Origin of the sequence: Celeribacter baekdonensis B30, from assembly GCF_000299875.1 — a bacterium.
GTDB classification, from domain to species: domain Bacteria; phylum Pseudomonadota; class Alphaproteobacteria; order Rhodobacterales; family Rhodobacteraceae; genus Celeribacter; species Celeribacter baekdonensis_A.
Window position 1 is genome coordinate 198,090 of record NZ_AMRK01000005.1, and the last position, 18,827, is coordinate 216,916.

Consider the following 18,827-nt stretch of genomic DNA (forward strand, 5'->3'; position numbering starts at 1 on the left):
GTTGTAGTCCTTATTTATCGGATTCCGTGAGGCCCTTGACGAACCAGCTCTGGAAGAAAATGACGACGAGCACGGGCGGCAGAATGGCGATCAGCGCCAACATATTGGCCCGGCCAAATTCGGGGATGTTGTTGCCTTCGAGCGTCTGCACGATCTGTTTGATGCCGCGCACGAGGGTGTACATGTTCTCATCCGTGGTGATCATGGTGGGCCAGAGATATTGGTTCCAGCCGTAGACAAACATGATGATGAACATCGCCGCGATCATGGTCTGCGAAAGCGGCACAAGGATATCGATGAAGAATTTGATCGGCCCCGCCCCATCAATCCGCGCCGCTTCGATCAACTCTTCGGGTACGGAGCGAAAGAACTGGCGAAAGAAAAACGTCGCCGTCGCGGACGCAATCAGCGGGATGATCAGGCCCTGATAGGTGTTCATCATGCCGAGTTGTTGCACAATCTCGTAGGACGGAAGGATGCGGACCTCCAAGGGCAACAGGAGCGTGGTGAAGATCAACCAAAACGCCAAAGTGGCAAAGCGCAGGCGGAAATAGACGATCGCATAGGCGGCCATCATCCCGATCACGATTTTGCCCAAGGCAAAGCCAAGACCGAGGATCATCGAGTTTTTCAGCATGTTCATCCCGGTGTTTTGACCGGAAAAGCCCGAGGCTTCGAACATCGCTTTGCGAAAGTTGTCATCAAGCTCAGTGCCGATGGTGAAAGTGGGCCCAAGTTTCATCGTCTCAAGGTCCGGCGTGGTCACGGTTTGCAACATGATCAACAGCGGCAACAGCATGAGCAGCGAGCCCAAGATCAGGATCGCGTGATCAAACACGGTTTCAAGTTTGAACCATGTACGTTTGCGCGTCTGCGCGATGGCATGGGCGTGGGCGGAAATGTCAGTCATGTCAGATCCTCAAGTGTAATGAATGCGCCGCTCAATCAGGCGGAACTGAAAGACGGTGAGGGCCAGGACGAGGATCATCAGGATCACGGATTGCGCCGAGGAGCCGCCAAGATCATTGCCGCGGAAACCATCGACGAAAACCTTGTACACCAGCGTCATCGGGTTGTTGCCCGGCTCGCCTTTGTTGAGCGTATCGATCACGCCGAACGTGTCGAACAGCGAATAGGTGATGTTGGTGATCAGTAGGAAAAACCCGGTCGGCGCGAGCAGAGGGAAGGTGATGTCCCAAAATCGACGGGTGCCAGAGCGGTTGTCCAAAAGCGCGGCTTCGCGCACGGAGCGCGGGATGGATTGCAGGCCGGAGAGGAAAAAGATGAAATTGACCGGGACCTGTTTCCACACGGAGACCACGATCATGGCAAAGGCCGTGTCAAAATAATTGACGCCTAAGGTAAAGTCCCAGCCAAAGAATTTGAACAAATCCGACAGCGGTCCCCAGGTTTGGTTGAACATCAAAAGCCCGATGAAACCCGCAACGGGCGGGGCGACCGCATAGACCCACATCAACAGCGTGCGGTAGGTCTTGGCCCCGCGCAGAACCTTGTCGGCCTTGACCGCAAACAACAGCGCCAAAGCGAGCGAGAAAAACGTCACCAACACCGTGAAGAGCACGGTGAACTTCGCCACTTTGAGATATTCGACGGAGCTGGTGAGGTGGGTGTAATTCTCAAGCCCCACAAAGGTCTGACCAAAGCCAAACGGGTCTTGCAGGTAGAACGAAGAGGTCACGGCATGCAACGCCGGCCAATAGAAAAAGATCGCGATGATCAACAGTTGCGGCAAAAGCAACAGGATCGGCAACCATTTGGTGGAGAAACCAGCGCGTTTCATGGGGGAGGGCCTTTCTGAGAAAGCCTGACGGCCGCAGCGGGTGCGGCCGTCAGTGTGGTGTCACAGGCAAGGCTTAGCCTTGGGTTTTTGCGAAACGGGCCAAAAGCTCGTTGCCTTCTTTTTCGATCGTCGCCATTGCGTCATCGACCGTGGTCTCACCCGACAAGATGCGGCTGAACTCGCGGTTTTCGACGTCACGGATTTGAACGTAGAAGCCCATGCGATACCCTTTGGTGTTTTCACCAGAGGTCAGCATCAACTGTTTGATGCCGGTTTCAGCAGCCGGGAAACGGTCATAATGGCCGTCTGCTTTGGCCATTTCATAGGCCGCAGTGGTGATCGGCACATAGCCGGTTTCACGGTGCCACATGTACTGAACTTCCGGCGAAGTCAGGTACCGGAAGAACTCAGCCGTGGCTTTGTTTTCCTCGGCGGATTTGCCGGACATGGCAAAGAGGGACGCGCCGCCGATGAAGGTTTGGTAACCCTCTTCGGTGATGGAGGACCAGAACGGCAGGTTGGTGGCGGAGAAGTCAAACGGAAGGTCTTTTTTCATCAACCCGCCGAAGGAGCCGGAAGAGCCGATCCAAAGGCCAACTTTGCCCTGTTCGAACTGGGCTTGGTTGTCGTTCCAACCGGTGCCGTAAAAGCCAAAATAGCCATCGTCCAGCCACTGCTTGACATGAGTCCAATGCATTTTGAATTCGTCGGTGTTGACGAGAATTTTGGTGCCCTCAGAACCATCGTAGCCATTGTCATTGGTGGCAAACGGCAGGTTGTGACGGCTAAAGAAGTTCTCGGCAAATTCCCACGGCAGGTGCGATTGTACGAGTGGCACGTAACCGGCGGCTTTCAACGCGGGGGCGGTCACGGTTTCGAACTCTTCATAGGTTACAGGAGCTTCAACGCCCGCCGCTTCAAGCGCCTGTTCGTTGAAATACATGATGGGGGAGGAGGAGTTGAACGGCATGCCGATCATTTTGCCAGCGTTGTCGGCGTAGAAGTAACGCACACCGGAGATGTAGTCTTCGATGTTGAAATCCACGCCATTCTCGGACAGCAGATCCTGCACCGGAACAGTCGCGCCTTTGGCGCCGATCACGGTGGCGGAGCCTGCGTCAAACACCTGAAGGATGTTCGGCTGTTCACCGGCGCGGAACGCCGCGATGCCCGACGTCAGGGTCTCTTCGTAAGAACCTTTGAACACGGGAGTGATTTTGTACTCATCTTGCGAGGCGTTAAAGCCAGCCGCGATTTCATTGACGGTTTCGCCAAGATCGCCACCCATCGCGTGCCACCACGTGATTTCGGTTTCGGCAAAGGCGGCTGTGCCCAACAGGGTGAACGCTGTTGCGGCCCCCAGGATTTTCGATGTTGTCTTGATGGTCATGTCACATCTCCGGTGTCTGTTTAAATCACGCAGGCATCCCAAGCGGGGCGCAAGCGTCGAAAAAGGTCCGTCCTCCCTCACGGGAGAAACGCGCAAGACACGTGCAGGCCCCGGATGTCCATCAGGGCCTGCACGCCTGTGCACACGTGTTCAGATACCCGGCGGATGTAATGGGAATGTGAAAGATTTTTATCATTCTTGACAAAATATGACCCAAAGCCCGACAGAGACGCCGTGGATCAAGACAAGCTCATAGCCCCCAAGCGTCACCGCCGTGTGACAGCTCAAGACGTGGCCGAGGCCGCGGGCGTATCGCGTTCCGCAGTGTCACGCGCTTTTACCGAAGGCGCGTATCTGGACGAGGAAAAACGTGAGCGCGTACGCGACGCCGCTCTCAAACTGGGCTATCGACCAAATGCCTTGGCGGCGGGGCTTCAGGGTGGGCGCTCGCATCTGGTCGCGATTTTCGTCGGCGACATGCGCAATGCCTATGACACCGAAGTCGTCACCCGCCTTGTCGGCGCACTGAACGCCATTCAAAAATGGCCGATCCTGATTGATGGCGGCGGGCTTTCATCCGTCAAAGAGGCGATGGGCGAGGTGCTGCGCTATCCTTTGGATGCGTTGATCCTGCGCTCCGGCTCCATGGACCCCGCCATTGCCAGAGAATGCACCAAGCTGCACATCCCGGTGATCTCGTCGGGGCGCGTCCTCAATCATCCGCAAATCGACAATGTCTGTTGTCGCAATGCGCAAGGAAGCCAGGCCGCCGCCCAGCTTTTGTTGGACCGTGGCCGCCAAAATTTTGGCTATATCGCTGGACCCTTGGGCTATAGCTCCTCAAGCGCGCGCCAAGACGGCATGATGCGGGCTTTGGCCGCCGCCGGGCTGGCACCTGTTGCCATTGAGGCCGGGGATTTTACGGTTGAGAGCGGGTTTGCCGCCGCCGAACGCCTGTTTGAGCGCGCGCGCCTTGATGCGCTGCTCTGTGCCAATGATGCCATGGCCATCGGCGCGCTGGGGGCTGCGCGCGCGCGCGGGATCGACGTTCCGGCCGATCTGTCCATCGTCGGATTTGATGATATTTCCATGGCGCGCTGGCCGGGGATCAATCTGACAACCGTCTGCAATCCGATCGACATTTACGCCGATAAAGTCGTCGAATTGCTGAGCGCACGTCTGGCCGATCCCGAAAAGCCCAGTGACGTGGCCTATATCGACACGCATCTGGTTTTGCGCGGGACTCATTAGGTCGCAGCCTCTGTTGCAGCCCTCTGGCCCGGATCACATCCGCCCGAATTTTGACCCCCTGACCCGAAAATCGCCCGTAGAATGACCAAAAGCCCCTGTCGGAGGATTTCCCCTATAGGTTGTGGTCTTCACCTGATCCGTTGCCGCATATCCTGATCTCAGTCAACGCGATCCGCCTGTAGATCGTCCTGGGGAGGAGGATACAGGCCTTATTTGAAAGAGAGAGATATGTTTTCAGTCTTGGATTTCCGGGCATTTTCGTCTGGGCAAGATTCGGTCGGGTTTACGACAGCACTGGGGGAGGCCTGTCGCGACAGTGGCGTTTTTTTTCTCACACATCACGGCATTCCGCGCGGGCTTTTGACGGATGTGGGCGAGGTGGCCGATACGTTTTTTGCCCTGCCAACGCGGGACAAAACCCCCCTCGACATCCGCCATTCCAACACCAATCGCGGCTGGGCGGGCTATGGTGTCGAAGTGATGGCGGACCGCCCGGATGTGCCTCTGTACAAAGAGAGTTTTAGCATCGGCTTGGATCTTCAACCCAACGATCCGCGTGTGCTGGCACATGAGCCGTTTCGCGCCCCAAACGCGTGGCCCGCGATCGACATGTTTCGCGATGTGATGTTGGATTATTACAAGGAAATGCTGGCGCTGGGGCGGCTTTTGATGCGCGCGGTCGAACGTGATCTCGATCTGCACGCCGATTTTTTCCAGCCGCATTTCACCGAACCGATGGCCACCCTGCGCCTGTCACATTACCCGGCCAACCCGTGGGACATTGCCGCCACTGACACCGTGGACGGTCCGGCACAGCATGATTACGGCGCGTTGACGATGGTGCTGACCGATGGCTCCGCCGGGATTCAGGTTCAGGACAAAGCGGGCCAATGGGTCGATGTGCCGGACATGCCGGACAGTTTGTTGGTGTTGGTCGGGGATTGCCTGATGCGGTGGTCCAATGATCAATATCGCTCGGCGCCGCATCGGATTTTACCGCCCGCCGCGCCGCGCCGTTTGGCGGCCTTTTACCTTGATCCCAATCCCGACAGCCTGATCACCCCGCTGCCCGGCACGGGTGCGGCGCATTACGCGCCCATTCGCGCCGCGGAGTATTTACGGGCGCGTTTGGACGAGATTTATCTTTCGGCGGCCGTGGCGCAGTAGCGTTGGATTGAGACTGGCTGGACAGGGGCATGAGCGGCCAGTAAGGCTGCAGTATGACCCATATTTTTGATCAAGACCTCGATGCCATCGACCTGTTGTGCCCGCTGCCCGTGCTCAAAGCCCGCAAGCGGCTTTTGGCGATGGCACCGGGCGAGATATTGCGCCTGCGGGCCTCTGATCCGGCGGCGGTGATCGACGTGCCGCATTTTTGCGCCGAGGCGGGGCATGAATTTGTGTCGATGTCCGACGAGGATGGCGTGCAGAGCTATCTGATTCGCCGCAGCAAAACCACGCTTTAAGAGGTCAACATGGCTTCGGCGCGGGCGAGGTCTTCGCGCGTGTTGATGTTGAAAAACGGATCAAACGACGGGGATGTCTCAAACACCACCGGCACCACGCCTTTGCTCTCGGCAAACTGCCGCATCCGCCGTTGATCGTGCCGCAACGCCTCCCGAAGCTCATCGCGCAATGCCACCGGCCAAAGCGCGAAGGTCGGATGCCAAAACCGTCTGCCTTCTGCCTCGGTCACGGCCAGGCCAAAACCTACGGGCGAGGAACCCGCTTGCAGCCGTGTCACAAGGTCGGTTGGGAAAAACGGCGTGTCGGTGGCCACCGTCACAATCGCCTCAAAGCTCATGCGCGCGGCCCAGTCCAACCCGGCCAAAACCCCCGCCAAAGGCCCCTGCGACTCTATGCTGCCATCGGAGAACACCGGATAGCCAAAGTCGGCAAAGCGGGTCAGGTCGCCATTGGCGCTGATCGCGAGTGTGGCGCATTGCGGCGAAAGCCGCGCGATCACCCGCTCGATCAAAGGTGCACCGCCAAGCCGCATCATGCCCTTGTCCTGCCCGCCCATTCGGGTCGCTTGCCCCCCCGCAAGGATCACCCCGGCGATCTGCGTTATTCTTGGTGTCACTGCGTGCTTTCCTCTCTGGCGTTCCGTCTGTATGTCCAGATACCATCCAATCAAGGCTCGCGGACTGCAAGGGCCAGACAGATCAAGGGCTGGTTCATGTTGGGATATGTGATGATGGCGGGGCGCGGCGAAACCGATGCGGTGTTATGCGCCTTGGCCGACCGGCTGATCTCCGAGGGCCGCCGTCTCGCGGGCGCGGTGCAAATCAATCGCGAGCGTCCCGGCGCAAGCAAATGCCATATGGAACTGAAGCTGCTGCCCTCGGGGGAGAGCCGATCCATCACGCAAGCCTTGGGTGAGATGTCGCAAGGCTGCCGTTTGGACGCCGAGGGGCTTGAACTGGCCGTGGCACAGGCGGAACGGGCCTTGGAGGCAGGGGCGGAGTTGGTTGTGATCAACAAATTCGGCAAACAGGAAGTGGCGGGCCGGGGCTTTCGCGCGCTGATCGCCGAGGCGCTGCATCGCGGTGTCCCGGTAATCCTTGGGGTCAATGAGAAAAACCTTCACGGCTTTGACGCCTTTGCTGGCGACATCGCCGAACCGCTTGCGCCCGATCTGACGGTGCTGTTGGAGTGGTGCCATGCAAAGTTGCATGTCGATTAAAAAATATGCGCATAAGCTTAATTTTTGACATATTGCCAAAGGGCACAGCGCGCGCCGCGCGGGAATCGTTTACTTTATAGGCCGATCGCCGCGATCTGAGGCCATGAGTGCCCCCCTATCCATCATCGTCGTCGAAACCGACCGCACCCGCGCGCAGCTGATCGTGGACAGCCTGCGGCAAGCGGGTGACTTCGACATTTATATCATCGCCGAAGTCACTGGGCTGGCGCGCCAAATACAGGCGCGTAACCCGGACATCGTGCTGATCGACATCGAAAACCCGTCTCGTGACACGATGGAAGAGCTGACCTTGGCCTCCGGTCCTCTGGATCGCCCGGTGGCGATGTTTGTGGATCGTTCGGATGAGGGCCTGTCTGCCGCTGCGATCGAGGCGGGGGTCTCGGCCTATATTGTTGACGGATTACATTCAAACCGGGTCAAACCGATTTTGGATGCCGCCATCGCCCGGTTTCGGATGTTTCAGCGGATGCGCACGGAATTGGCTGAAACCAAAAAGGCGCTGGAAGAACGCAAGGTCATTGACCGCGCCAAGGGCATGTTGATGCGCGCGAAAGGCATCGGCGAAGACGAAGCCTATGCGCTTTTGCGCAAAACCGCGATGGACCAGGGGCGTCGCGTTGCCGATGTGGCGCAGGCTTTGGTCACGGCGGCGGGGCTTTTGGCATGAGGGCGGTGACGGTTTCGGTCGGGTTCATACCGCTCGTCGATGCAGCCCCTTTGATTGTGGCACAGGAAATGGGATTTGCCGCCGAGGAGGGCATCAACCTTGCCCTCAAACCTGCGCCCTCCTGGTCCTCGCTGCGCGATATGTTGTCTTTTGGTCAGGTCGAGGCGGCACATATGCTGTCGCCGCTTCCAGTCGCCACGGCGTTGGGTCTGGGCGGGGCGGGGGCGAAACTGTCGGCCGTCTCAGTGCTGTCGGTGAATGGCAACGTGATCGGCGTGTCCAATGCTTTGGCTGCGCGGCTGCACGATCAGGGCCATGATTTCGGCTTTAACGATGCCTATAAGGCGGGCACCGCCTTGATCGCGGCCGCCAAGGGGCGGTTGCGGATCGGTGTGCCATTTCCGTTTTCGATGCATGCCGAGCTTTTATATTACTGGCTCTCGGCGCTGGGCCTTCCTGCGCCGCAATCGGTCGATATCCACACCGTGCCGCCGCCTTTGATGGCCGATGCGATGGAGGCAGGCGACATTGACGCGTTTTGCGTCGGCGAACCTTGGGGGTCGCAGGCGGTGGACAATGGCGTGGGGCAGCTTTTGTTGCCTGGATCGGCAATCTGGTCCTGTGCGCCCGAAAAGGTCTTGGCGGTGCGCTCAGACTGGGCCGAACAGGAAAGCGCCTTGATGGGTCGGTTGATCCGGGCCGTGTGGCGCGCGGGGCGTTGGTTGGGCGAACCGGACAGCCGGATGTTGACCTCCGAACTTTTGAGCCGCCCCGAATACCTTGATCTGCCCTCGGACATGCTGGAGCGCGCCTTGACGGGGCGTTTGGTGATCGGACCTGCGGGCGAAGAGCGTCATGTCGACGGGTTTGTCGAATTCTTCAAAGGGGCTGCGACTTTCCCATGGCGGTCGCAGGCCGAATGGATCGGAATGCAGTTGGCCACCCGGATGGGGTTGGATCAGGTGATGGCGCGCAGCGTGGCCGCCGGAGTGTTTCGTTCCGATCTTCACCGTCAGGCGCTTGTGGGAACCACCGCGGATTTGCCGGGTGCCTCCTCGAAAGTCGAGGGCGGATTGGATGCACCCATGGCGGTGGCTTCTGAGGCGGGGCACTTGATCCTTGGTCAAAATCGGTTCTTTGATGGGCGTGTTTTTGATCCAAAGGGGGATTGATGCGCAAATAATGGGCAAAACTGTGCGTTTGCAGCATTTTTTGGTCCGCACGACCCGACGCCTTTTGCATGTGCAGCGCGATTCCACGCATAGATAAGACATCGAAGGCAACGATGCCGCGATACGAGATTTCCATCCCGATGATCGGGATGACTGAGCAAAGCCGCTCGACAACCGCCCCCTCCTCCCGGGCGATTTGTCGGCGGCTTTTTTTTATTTTTCGCCTCCAACAGGGCATGCACTGACTAAGGGACACACAGATGAAACACCTTCTTCTCGGCCTCGCGGCCACCACGGCGCTCGCCACTCCTGGCTGGGCTGAGATGCTTGATCTCGAAAAAGATCAACTGACCTTTGGTTTTATCAAGCTGACCGATATGGCGCCTTTGGCCGTGGCCTATGAACAGGGTTTTTTCGATGACGAAGGCCTGTTTGTGACGCTGGAAGCCCAAGCCAACTGGAAAGTGCTTCTGGACGGCGTGATCGACGGCACCCTGGACGGCGCGCATATGTTGGCCGGGCAACCCTTGGCCGCGACCATCGGCTATGGCACCGAAGCGCATATCATCACGCCGTTTTCGATGGATTTGAACGGCAACGGCATCACCGTGTCGAACGAGGTGTGGGATGAGATGAAGCCGAACATCCCATTGGATGCGGAGGGCAAGGTGCAGCACCCGATTTCCGCCTCGGCTCTGGCTCCGGTGGTTGAAAGATTCCGTTCCGAAGGCAAGCCCTTTAACATGGGCATGGTCTTTCCGGTCTCCACGCACAACTACGAGCTGCGCTACTGGTTGGCAGCGGGCGGGTTGCATCCGGGGTTCTATTCCACCGACAACATCACCGGCCAGATCGGCGCGGATGTGTTTCTCTCCGTCACGCCGCCGCCGCAGATGCCGGCCACGTTGGAAGCGGGCACCATCAACGGCTATTGCGTCGGTGAACCGTGGAACCAACAGGCCGTGTTCAAAGGCATCGGCGTGCCGGTTGTGACCGATTACGAACTGTGGAAAAACAACCCGGAAAAGGTGTTTGGCATCACCGCTGAGTTTGCCGAGGAGAACCCGAACACCACCAAAGCGGTTGTCAAAGCGTTGATCCGCGCCGCGATGTGGCTGGACGAAAACGACAACGCCAATCGCGCAGAGGCCGTCAAAATCCTGTCGCGCCCGGATTACGTCGGGGCCGACGAAGAGGTGATTGCCGCGTCGATGACCGGGACTTTTGAATATGAAAAGGGCGACAAACGCTCGGTTCCCGATTTCAACGTGTTCTTCCGCTACAACGCCACATATCCGTTCTACTCGGACGCAGTGTGGTATCTGACCCAGATGCGCCGTTGGGGGCAAATCTCTGAGGCCAAGCCGGACAGCTGGTACGACGAGGTCGCCAAATCCGTTTACAAGCCGGAGATTTATTTGGAGGCTGCAAAACTGTTGGTCGAAGAGGGTCTGGCCGATGAGGCCGACTTCCCGTGGGACAGCGATGGCTACAAGACCCCGACCCCGGCCGAAGATGTCATCGACGGCATCGGCTATGACGGCCGCGCGCCCAACGCCTATCTCGACAGCCTGCCGATCGGCCTGAAAGGCGAGCAGATCGTCATTGGCACCGAAGTCAAAGGCTAACCCATACCTCCCCTGGGGCGCGCTTTCGGGTGCGCCCATTTTTCCGCCCCTGATTTTCCCGCGAGGACCCTGCAATGACCGCCATAGATCCGCACGCTCTGGACACACAGGCCAAAGCGGCCCGCCGTGCGAAACTGTTCACCCGCATCAACAAAGCCGACACTTGGTTTCAGGTCTTGGGTCTGAGTTGGATGACCCCGATTTTGAAAGCCATCGCGGGCGACAACCCCAAGGCACAGGTCAAAGAGATCTGGAAACTCTTGGGGGTGCCGGTTTTGGCGATCCTGTGTTTCTTGATGCTCTGGGGCACATTGGCCCCGAAAGTGCAAACCTCATTGGGCGCAATCCCCGGCCCCTCGGCCGTTTGGGAAGAGGCCGTGAACCTACATTATGACGCGATGGCCAAGGCCGAAAAGAAGGCCGCGTTTGAAGAGCGCGTGGACAAACGCAACGCGCGGTTGATCGAACAGGGCAAAGCCGACGAGGTCAAAGACATCGCCTACACCGGCTCGCCGTCCTATTACACGCAAATCTGGACCTCGATCAAAACCGTGTTTTTCGGCTTTCTGATCGGCTCGGCCATTGCCATTCCTTTGGGGATTTTCGCGGGTCTGTCGCCCTATGCCAACGCCGCAATCAACCCTTTGGTGCAGATTTTCAAACCGGTGTCGCCGCTCGCATGGTTGCCGATTGTGACGATGATCGTCTCCGCGCTTTACACCAACAATGACGGGATGTTCGCGAAATCCTTCCTTGTCTCCGCCATCACCGTGACGCTGTGTTCGCTCTGGCCGACGCTGATCAACACATCGCTGGGGGTCGCCTCCATCGACAAGGACCTGATCTCGGTCTCCAGAGTGCTCAAAATGAACACCTATTCGAAAGTCACCAAATTGGTGCTGCCCTCGGCTTTGCCGTTGATCTTTACCGGGCTGCGTCTCTCGCTCGGTGTGGGTTGGATGGTGTTGATCGCCGCTGAAATGCTGGCGCAGAACCCCGGCCTTGGCAAATTCGTCTGGGATGAGTTCCAAAACGGCTCCTCGCAATCTCTCGCCAAAATCATCGTCGCGGTGCTGACCATCGGCATCATCGGCTTTCTGTTGGATCGGGTGATGTTCGCGCTGCAATCCCTTTTCACCTTCTCCAACAACCGGTGACCGACATGAGCATTCTCACATTCGACAATGTCTCCAAAGGCTTCGGTCAGGGTCTCACGCGCTCCGAGGTGTTGAAACATATCAACCTCGACGTGAAAGAGGGCGAGTTCCTTGTGCTCTTGGGCTTTTCCGGGTCGGGCAAGACCACGCTGATCAATCTGATGGCCGGGCTTGAAACGCCGTCTGAGGGGACCGTGTCGTTTAAGGGCAAGCCGATCACCGGGCCGGGGCCTGAGCGTGGCTTGATCTTTCAAAGCTATTCTTTGATGCCTTGGCTGACGGTCAGCGGCAATGTGCGCTTGGCGGTGGATACGATCTTTCCGGGTCTGTCCAATGCCGAGAAAGAGGCCAAGGTCGATCACTATGTCGGCATGGTTGGCCTGTCGCATGCCGCCGCGCGCCGCCCCGCTGAATTGTCGGGTGGGATGCGCCAGCGCGTCAACGTTGCCCGCGCCTTGGCGATGAACCCTGAGGTTCTGTTGCTCGATGAGCCGCTGTCGGCGCTTGACGCCCTGACCCGCGCCAATCTGGCCGATGAGATCGAACATATCTGGGAGGCGGATCAAAAGACCTGTGTCCTGATCACCAATGATGTCGACGAGGCCATTCTTTTGGCCGACCGGATCATTGCGCTCAATCCCGATGGGACGCTGGGCCAAGAGTTCACGGTCACCATTCCGCGCCCGCGCGACCGGATTGCGATGAATACGGATGATGGGTTTAAAATGCTGCGCGCGCGAGTGACCAAATATCTGATGGATGTCGGGATCGAAAGCAAAGCCGAGGGCACCAAGGTTCTGCCCAATGTCATGCCGATCCATTCGGTACCCGCCGCCGTCGCCAAGGCACAAGAAGGCATGATCGAAGACCGCTTCCTCGATTTCTCGCAAATCCATAAAATCTATCCCACCCCCAAAGGTCCGCTGACCGTGGTTGAAAATTTCGACCTGAAAGTGAACCGGGGTGAGTTCATTTCGATCATCGGCCATTCGGGATGCGGCAAGTCCACGGTCCTGACCATGGCGGCAGGGCTCAATGACATCTCCAAAGGCGTGATCAAACTCGACGGTTATGAAGTGCGCGGGGCGGACCCGGAACGCGCCGTGGTGTTTCAGTCGCCGAACCTGTTCCCCTGGCTCACCGCCAAGGAAAACGTGGCGATTGGGGTGGACAAGGTCTATCCGAAAGCCTCGCAGGCCGAGCGTCAGGACGTGATCGAATATTACCTCGAACGGGTCGGTCTGGCCGATGCGATGGACAAAGAGGCCGCGTCGATGTCGAATGGCATGAAACAACGCGTCGGCATCGCCCGCGCTTTTGCCCTGTCGCCGAAACTGCTGTTGTTGGATGAACCGTTCGGCATGCTCGATAGCCTCACGCGCTGGGAGCTGCAGGAGGTGTTGATGGAGGTCTGGGAGCGCACCAAAGTCACCGCGATCTGTGTCACCCATGACGTCGATGAGGCGATTTTGCTTTCGGACCGGGTGGTGATGATGACCAACGGCCCACAGGCGACCATCGGCAAAATCACCGACGTCAAACTGCCCCGCCCGCGCACCCGCAAGGCGCTGTTGGAACACCCGGATTATTACCACTACCGCCAAGAGGTGCTCGATTTCTTGGAGGAGTACGAACATGGCGCCAAGCCCAAATCCATTCCGACCCCAAAAGCCGTTGCGGCGGAGTGATCTCGATGGATGATCCGAGCATTTTTTTCGTCGGGGGGGCCCTCTGATGCCACAGCGGCTTGTCATCGTCGGGGCGGGGATGGCCTCTGGGCGACTGTTGGAGCATCTGTTGGCGCAGGCCCCTGAGGCCTTCGACATCACCCTGTTCAATGCCGAGCCGCGCGGCACCTATAATCGCCTGATGCTTTCGCCCGTTTTGGCCGGGGAGATAAGCTATGACGAGATCGTCACCCATGATGATGCATGGTACGCTCACCATAACGTGACCTGCCGCTTTGGCGAATGGGTCATCGCGATTGACCGCGAGGGCAAGCGGGTGATCGGTACAAAGGGTGCGGTGCCCTATGACCGTTTGGTCATCGCCACGGGCTCGGCCCCCTACATCCCGCCGCTGCCGGGGCATGATCTGCCCGGTGTGATCGCCTACCGTGATGTTGAAGACACCGACCGGATGATCGGGTTGGGCGCGGGGTCCAAGGCGGTGGTGATCGGTGGCGGGCTTTTGGGGCTTGAAGCGGCGGCGGGGATGGCGGCGCGCGGGGTTGAGGTCACCGTGGTGCAGCGGGCGGGTCATCTGATGAACCGCCAACTCGATGCGCCAGCCGCCGATCTGTTGCAACAGGCGCTTGAGGCGCGCGGCATTACCGTTGTCTGCAACGCCCAGTCGCAAGAAATCCTGGCCGATGCCGCCGGACAGGCGCGGGCGCTGCGCTTGGCCGATGGCTCTGAGCTCCCCTGCGATCTGGTGCTGATGGCCGTTGGGATTGTGCCCTCTGTCGGCCTTGCGCGTGAGGCGGGGTTGAGGGTCGGGCAGGGGGTTTGTGTCGATGATCAACTCCTAACCTCTGATCCATCCATCTATGCGCTGGGCGAATGCGTTGAACACCGGGGCGCGGTCTTTGGTCTTGTCGCGCCGCTGTTTGATCAGGCCAAAGTACTGGCCCAAACCCTGCGCGATCTGCCCGGCTGTTTCGTCAACAAAGACGTCTCCACCAAGTTGAAAGTCACGGGCTGCGATCTCTTTTCCGCTGGCGATTTTTCCGAGGCAGAGAGGCGTGAGAGCATCGTCTTTTCCGATCTGCGCGCAGGCGTTTACAAACGTTTGGTGATTGAAAACAACCGTCTGATCGGCGCGGTGATATACGGCGACACCCAGGATGGTGGCTGGTTTTTCAACCTGATCCGCGACGGTGTCGATGTGTCTGCGCTGCGTGACACGTTGATTTTTGGCCCGGCCTATCAGGACGCGCCCAAACCCGAACCCGCTGCGCCTGCGCCGGTTGATGTACCCGTTTTTATGGAGGTTTTGGCATGAAACGCCCCCAATCCGCCTGTTCTTTGCGCTCAACCTGCCCCTATTGCGGGGTCGGGTGTGGCGTCCTTTTGGCGGTCGATGATCAAGGCGCGCTGGAGGTCCGGGGCGATCCCGATCACCCGGCCAATTTCGGGCGGCTCTGTTCCAAAGGCTCGGCTTTGAGCGAAACCGTCTCCCTCGATGACCGCCTTTTGACGCCGCGCGTCCATGGCCAGGACACAGATTGGGACAGCGCGCTGGATCTGGTCGCAACGACGTTCAAAGACACCATCGCCAAACACGGGCCAGATTCGGTTGCCTTTTACGTCTCGGGTCAATTGTTGACCGAGGATTACTATGTCGCCAACAAGTTGATGAAAGGCTTTATCGGCTCCGCCAATATCGACACCAATTCGCGCCTTTGCATGGCCTCGACCGTGGCCGGGCACAAACGCGCCTTTGGCACCGACACGGTGCCGGGCACCTATGAGGATCTGGACGAGGCCGATGTGATCGTGCTCACCGGATCGAACCTCGCGTGGTGTCACCCGGTGCTCTATCAACGTATCCTTGCCACCCGCAAAGCACGCCCGGATCAGAAACTCGTGGTCATCGACCCACGCCGTACCGCCTCTTGCGATCTGGCGGATTTGCATCTGCCGCTGGCGCTTGGTTCGGATGTGGCTCTGTTCAACGGGCTTTTGGCCGAGATCGAAAAACGCGGCCTGATTGATGCGGAGTTTGCCAAATATGTCTCCGGACTGGATGCAGCTTTAGTGAGCGCACGCGCCGATGATCTCGCGGCCACCGGCCTCTCTGATGACGTTCTGGCCGAGTTCTTCGATCTCTGGTGCGGTACGAAAAAGGTTGTCACGATCTTTTCCCAAGGCGTCAATCAATCCTCGTCGGGCACCGATAAAGTCAACGCCATCACCAATTGCCACCTCGCCACCGGGCGGATCGGCAAGCCGGGGATGGGGCCGTTTTCCGTCACTGGCCAACCCAACGCCATGGGCGGGCGCGAGGTCGGCGGATTGGCCAATATGTTGGCCTGTCACCTCGATCTCGAGAATGCCGATCATCGCAACGCGGTCAAAGACTTTTGGTCCGCTCCTGTCATGCCAGAGGTTGCGGGGCTGAAAGCGGTTGAGATGTTCAAGGCGGTGGGCGAGGGCAAGATCAAGGCGCTCTGGATCATTCACACCAACCCCGCCGTCTCCATGCCAGACGCGGATAAAGTGCGCGATGCCATTGCCGGATGCGATTTTGTCGTGGTTTCCGACATCACCGTCGCCACAGACACCGCCCGTTTGGCGCATGTGCTTTTGCCCGCGACCGGATGGGGCGAAAAGGACGGCACGGTGACCAATTCGGACCGGATGATGTCGCGTCAACGTGCGGTTTTGCCGGCGCCGGGATTGGCCCGCCCCGATTGGCATCAACTGGCCGAAGTCGGACGGCGCATGGGCTTCAACGCCGCGTTTGAATATGAAACCCCGGCGGAGATTTTCCGCGAATATGCGGCCCTTTCGGGGATTGCGGGCGGCTTTGGCCGCGATTTTGACATATCCGGCCTCGCGGACCTCTCGAACACCGCTTATGCCGATCTTGCGCCGACCCGTTGGCCGGTTTCAAGCGGCAAAAAGGGCGGTCGCTTCTTTGCCGATGGCGGGTTTTTCACCCCTGATGGCAAGGGGCGGATGCTGCCCGTGGCGTGGAAACCGCCGGTGGCCAAAACAGAGAAACGTTACCCGTTCCGTCTGAACACCGGGCGCATTCGCGATCAATGGCATACGATGACCCGCACTGCGCGCTCACCACGTCTATCGGCGCATTTGGCCGAACCTTTTGTGGAAATTCACCCAGAGGATGCGAGCGCACAGGGTATTGGCCCGACCGCATTGGTCCTGCTCAAAACCCCGAATGGCCGGGCGATCGTGCGCGCGATGATCACGGATCGGACTCCCAAAGGCGAGGTTTTTGTGCCGATGCACTGGACCGGGGAAAATGCCCCCTCGGGGCGGATTGACGCTTTGGTGCCCTCGGTCACGGACCCGATTTCCGGCCAACCCGAAAGCAAAGGCGCAGTGGTTTCGGTCACGCCCTTTGCCGCCAAATGGTACGGCTTTGCCATTTCGCAAATGCCGATCAAACCGAAATACGACTATTGGGCCTTGGCCAAAACCTATGCCGGATACCGGGTTGAATTGGCCGGGATGACCGTGCCCGAAGATTGGATCGAAGAGGCGCGCACGCTGTTTGGCCTGCCTGATGCCGATGTCCAGACCATGTTGGACCCGGCCAAAGGCACGGCGCGGGTGGCGTTTCATGTCAACGGTGCCTTGGTCGCCGCTTTGTTCGTCTCACGCACGCCCGTCGCAGTGATGCGCGACTATCTGGCGGCTCTGCCGGGCCAGGAGGTGCCGGGCGTGTTGGCGGGCAAGTCGCCTGCCAATCAACCGGACCCCGGTCCCGTGCTCTGCTCTTGTTTTAATGTCGGGATCAACACTATCTTGGCGGCAATTGAAACGCGCGGGTTGATGAGCGTGGAGGCGATTGGCGCGGCATTGGATGCGGGCACGAACTGTGGCTCCTGTCGCCCGGAAATTTCCGCCCTCATCGCCAAGGCCCAAACCAAAGAAGCCGCTGAGTGAGCCCCGATGAGCATTGCTGAATTTGTCCGCATTCTGGGCCGTGGCCCCGGTCGGTCCCGATCCTTGACTTTTGAGGAGGCGCAAGAGGCGCTGTTGCGGGTGTTGCGTGGGGAGGCGGCACCCGAAAGCGTCGGCGCGATGCTGATGCTGATGCGGATGAAAGGCGAGGTGCCCGGCGAGATCGCTGGCTTTACCGCCGCGTTGCGTGCCGGTTTGACCGCCGTGCCGAGGCCGGATTTGGACTGGCCGTCCTATGCCGCCGGGCGCACGCGTGGCCTGCCGTGGTTTTTGCTCTCGGCGCGGCTGATCGCTTTGGGCGGGCATAAGGTTTTGATGCATGGTTGGAACGGGCTGGGCGAAAACGGTCATTTGATCCGCGAGGGCCTGCCCTTTGCCGGGATCGAGAGTTGCGACAGCCCGCGTGCTGCGCGCGACACGATGGAGCGCGCGGGTATTGCCTATCTGCCGCTGGAAAATTTCTCGCCCGAGCTGTTGCGCCTGTTGCAATTGCGCGCCGATTTTGGCCTGCGGTCTTGCCTCAACACCGTGGCGCGGATGCTCAACCCCGGCGGTGCGCGGGCCTCGGTCCAAGGTGTGTTTCACCCGCCCTACCGAGAGCTTCAGGCCGATGCCTCCGCCCTTTTGGGCCTGCCCGCGATGACGGTGATCAAAGGCGGCGGCGGCGAATTTGAACGCAACCCGTCAAAGGACATTCAGGCCTTTGGCTTGCGCAATGGGCAGAGTTGGGAGGCGCTTTTCCCGCCTGCCGGGGAGGAGGCGCGCCGGTTGAACGATGGCGAAACGGAGCTGTCACGCCTGTCTGATCTGTGGCACGGGCGTCTGGATGATCCGTTTGCCGAGGCGATTGTCCTCTCCACCGCAGCTCTGGCGCTTGACACGTTGGGCGAGGTGGCGCCGGAGGAGACGGCGCACAGGCTTTGGGCCCATCGCTTGGCGTAAACGTGGCATTGGGCGCCCTGTCTTTACCTTAAATTCCTTCGGCTTTTACCATGCCCTTGCCCGATTTTTGCCGTTTTACACCAGCACTGTGAGGGCATGACAGGCGATGGAGGCCCGGAACATGGACTATGCACTCGACTATGCACATATGGCACAAGAGGCGCTGACACAGTGGATGGCGGGGCTGGATGCTGCTGATCAGGTGACGATGATGGCGATTGGATTTGGCCTGATGATCTTTGCGGTCGCAGCCCTGATGATCCAACGCCACCGCGAGGTCAAAGCACAGCACCCGACCCGCAGCACGCTGGTTGAGGAGAGCGCGAGCTATGTGACCCCCGGCGAACGCCATATTGCGCCTGCGGGCAAGCAAAAGGGCGATGCGTTCCTGCGCCGGCTTGATCACTTGGCCTAACCAAAAATGGCCTAACATTCTCATTGTATTCAGATATTTTCCA

General features: G+C 59.0%; 16 protein-coding genes and 1 pseudogene. 13 read left to right on the top strand and 4 right to left on the bottom strand.

The window, feature by feature from the left end; all coding sequences use genetic code 11:
* Nucleotides 1-10: 10 nt before the first annotated feature.
* From B30_RS11060 to B30_RS11070, 3 genes are all read right to left on the bottom strand, one after another.
* Entirely contained in the window at nucleotides 11-910 is a 900-nt protein-coding gene (locus B30_RS11060) for an ABC transporter permease subunit (protein ID WP_009572155.1), read from the bottom strand.
* A 9-nt stretch (nucleotides 911-919) separates the two neighbouring features.
* Nucleotides 920-1,801 carry an ABC transporter permease subunit gene (locus B30_RS11065; RefSeq protein ID WP_009572156.1) on the bottom strand — a complete coding sequence of 294 codons (882 nt, stop codon included), beginning with the start codon at nucleotides 1,799-1,801 and terminating at the stop codon, nucleotides 920-922.
* Nucleotides 1,802-1,874: 73 nt separating this feature from the next.
* On the bottom strand, nucleotides 1,875-3,191 hold the full coding sequence (locus tag B30_RS11070; protein WP_009572157.1) for an extracellular solute-binding protein: 1,317 nt from the start codon (nucleotides 3,189-3,191) through the stop codon (nucleotides 1,875-1,877).
* Nucleotides 3,192-3,425: 234 nt separating this feature from the next.
* Between B30_RS11070 and B30_RS11075 the strand changes: the two genes are divergently transcribed.
* From B30_RS11075 to B30_RS11085, 3 genes are all read left to right on the top strand, one after another.
* Nucleotides 3,426-4,442: a LacI family DNA-binding transcriptional regulator gene (locus B30_RS11075; RefSeq protein ID WP_040402344.1), complete on the top strand. Its 1,017-nt coding sequence runs from the start codon at nucleotides 3,426-3,428 to the stop codon at nucleotides 4,440-4,442.
* 228 nt (nucleotides 4,443-4,670) lie between these two features.
* On the top strand, nucleotides 4,671-5,609 hold the full coding sequence (locus B30_RS11080) for an isopenicillin N synthase family dioxygenase (protein ID WP_009572159.1): 939 nt from the start codon (nucleotides 4,671-4,673) through the stop codon (nucleotides 5,607-5,609).
* Nucleotides 5,610-5,662: 53 nt separating this feature from the next.
* Nucleotides 5,663-5,908: a sulfurtransferase TusA family protein gene (locus B30_RS11085; RefSeq protein ID WP_009572160.1), complete on the top strand. Its 246-nt coding sequence runs from the start codon at nucleotides 5,663-5,665 to the stop codon at nucleotides 5,906-5,908.
* On the opposite strand, the gene mobA is transcribed toward B30_RS11085, so the two are convergent.
* Nucleotides 5,905-6,525: a molybdenum cofactor guanylyltransferase MobA gene (gene mobA, locus B30_RS11090; protein WP_269771046.1), complete on the bottom strand. Its 621-nt coding sequence runs from the start codon at nucleotides 6,523-6,525 to the stop codon at nucleotides 5,905-5,907. The genes B30_RS11085 and mobA overlap by 4 nt on opposite strands.
* Before the next feature lie 96 nt (nucleotides 6,526-6,621).
* Between mobA and B30_RS11095 the strand changes: the two genes are divergently transcribed.
* The 10 genes and pseudogenes from B30_RS11095 to B30_RS11140 all read left to right on the top strand — a co-directional run bounded on the left by B30_RS11095 (nucleotide 6,622) and on the right by B30_RS11140 (nucleotide 18,784).
* Entirely contained in the window at nucleotides 6,622-7,128 is a 507-nt protein-coding gene (locus tag B30_RS11095) for a DUF2478 domain-containing protein (protein WP_009572162.1), read from the top strand.
* Between the two features lie 103 nt (nucleotides 7,129-7,231).
* Nucleotides 7,232-7,816, top strand: a complete 585-nt coding sequence (locus tag B30_RS11100) for an ANTAR domain-containing response regulator (RefSeq protein WP_009572163.1) — start codon at nucleotides 7,232-7,234, stop codon at nucleotides 7,814-7,816.
* A complete protein-coding gene (locus B30_RS11105) occupies nucleotides 7,813-8,988 on the top strand; it encodes a CmpA/NrtA family ABC transporter substrate-binding protein (protein ID WP_009572164.1) in 1,176 nt (391 codons plus the stop codon). The genes B30_RS11100 and B30_RS11105 overlap by 4 nt, the downstream gene beginning before the upstream one ends.
* Nucleotides 8,989-9,248: 260 nt before the next feature.
* The gene (locus B30_RS11110) at nucleotides 9,249-10,616 is read left to right on the top strand and encodes a CmpA/NrtA family ABC transporter substrate-binding protein (protein ID WP_009572165.1); all 1,368 of its coding nucleotides are present in this window, start codon (nucleotides 9,249-9,251) and stop codon (nucleotides 10,614-10,616) included.
* A 74-nt stretch (nucleotides 10,617-10,690) separates the two neighbouring features.
* The gene (locus B30_RS11115) at nucleotides 10,691-11,773 is read left to right on the top strand and encodes an ABC transporter permease (RefSeq protein ID WP_009572166.1); all 1,083 of its coding nucleotides are present in this window, start codon (nucleotides 10,691-10,693) and stop codon (nucleotides 11,771-11,773) included.
* A 5-nt stretch (nucleotides 11,774-11,778) separates the two neighbouring features.
* The gene (locus B30_RS11120; RefSeq protein ID WP_009572167.1) at nucleotides 11,779-13,461 is read left to right on the top strand and encodes an ABC transporter ATP-binding protein; all 1,683 of its coding nucleotides are present in this window, start codon (nucleotides 11,779-11,781) and stop codon (nucleotides 13,459-13,461) included.
* A gap of 46 nt (nucleotides 13,462-13,507) precedes the next feature.
* Nucleotides 13,508-14,731: pseudogene (locus tag B30_RS11125) on the top strand (NAD(P)/FAD-dependent oxidoreductase); the annotation flags it as partial.
* Between the two features lie 41 nt (nucleotides 14,732-14,772).
* On the top strand, nucleotides 14,773-17,409 hold the full coding sequence (locus tag B30_RS11130) for a nitrate reductase (RefSeq protein ID WP_009572169.1): 2,637 nt from the start codon (nucleotides 14,773-14,775) through the stop codon (nucleotides 17,407-17,409).
* 6 nt (nucleotides 17,410-17,415) lie between these two features.
* Entirely contained in the window at nucleotides 17,416-18,369 is a 954-nt protein-coding gene (locus B30_RS11135; protein WP_009572170.1) for a glycosyl transferase family protein, read from the top strand.
* Between the two features lie 121 nt (nucleotides 18,370-18,490).
* Entirely contained in the window at nucleotides 18,491-18,784 is a 294-nt protein-coding gene (locus tag B30_RS11140) for a hypothetical protein (RefSeq protein ID WP_009572171.1), read from the top strand.
* The last annotated feature ends 43 nt before the right edge of the window (nucleotides 18,785-18,827 follow it).

Bases quoted from the DNA above. Each gene is read 5' to 3' on its own strand.
- B30_RS11135 (WP_009572170.1), top strand. From the start codon at position 17,416: ATGAGCATTGCTGAATTTGTCCGCATTCTGGGCCGTGGCCCCGGTCGG.
- B30_RS11070 (WP_009572157.1), bottom strand. From the start codon at position 3,191: ATGACCATCAAGACAACATCGAAAATCCTGGGGGCCGCAACAGCGTTC.
- B30_RS11060 (WP_009572155.1), bottom strand. From the start codon at position 910: ATGACTGACATTTCCGCCCACGCCCATGCCATCGCGCAGACGCGCAAA.
- B30_RS11110 (WP_009572165.1), top strand. From the start codon at position 9,249: ATGAAACACCTTCTTCTCGGCCTCGCGGCCACCACGGCGCTCGCCACT.
- B30_RS11140 (WP_009572171.1), top strand. From the start codon at position 18,491: ATGGACTATGCACTCGACTATGCACATATGGCACAAGAGGCGCTGACA.
- B30_RS11065 (WP_009572156.1), bottom strand. From the start codon at position 1,801: ATGAAACGCGCTGGTTTCTCCACCAAATGGTTGCCGATCCTGTTGCTT.
- B30_RS11115 (WP_009572166.1), top strand. From the start codon at position 10,691: ATGACCGCCATAGATCCGCACGCTCTGGACACACAGGCCAAAGCGGCC.
- B30_RS11105 (WP_009572164.1), top strand. From the start codon at position 7,813: ATGAGGGCGGTGACGGTTTCGGTCGGGTTCATACCGCTCGTCGATGCA.
- B30_RS11120 (WP_009572167.1), top strand. From the start codon at position 11,779: ATGAGCATTCTCACATTCGACAATGTCTCCAAAGGCTTCGGTCAGGGT.
- B30_RS11095 (WP_009572162.1), top strand. From the start codon at position 6,622: ATGTTGGGATATGTGATGATGGCGGGGCGCGGCGAAACCGATGCGGTG.
- B30_RS11085 (WP_009572160.1), top strand. From the start codon at position 5,663: ATGACCCATATTTTTGATCAAGACCTCGATGCCATCGACCTGTTGTGC.
- B30_RS11130 (WP_009572169.1), top strand. From the start codon at position 14,773: ATGAAACGCCCCCAATCCGCCTGTTCTTTGCGCTCAACCTGCCCCTAT.
- B30_RS11080 (WP_009572159.1), top strand. From the start codon at position 4,671: ATGTTTTCAGTCTTGGATTTCCGGGCATTTTCGTCTGGGCAAGATTCG.
- B30_RS11100 (WP_009572163.1), top strand. From the start codon at position 7,232: ATGAGTGCCCCCCTATCCATCATCGTCGTCGAAACCGACCGCACCCGC.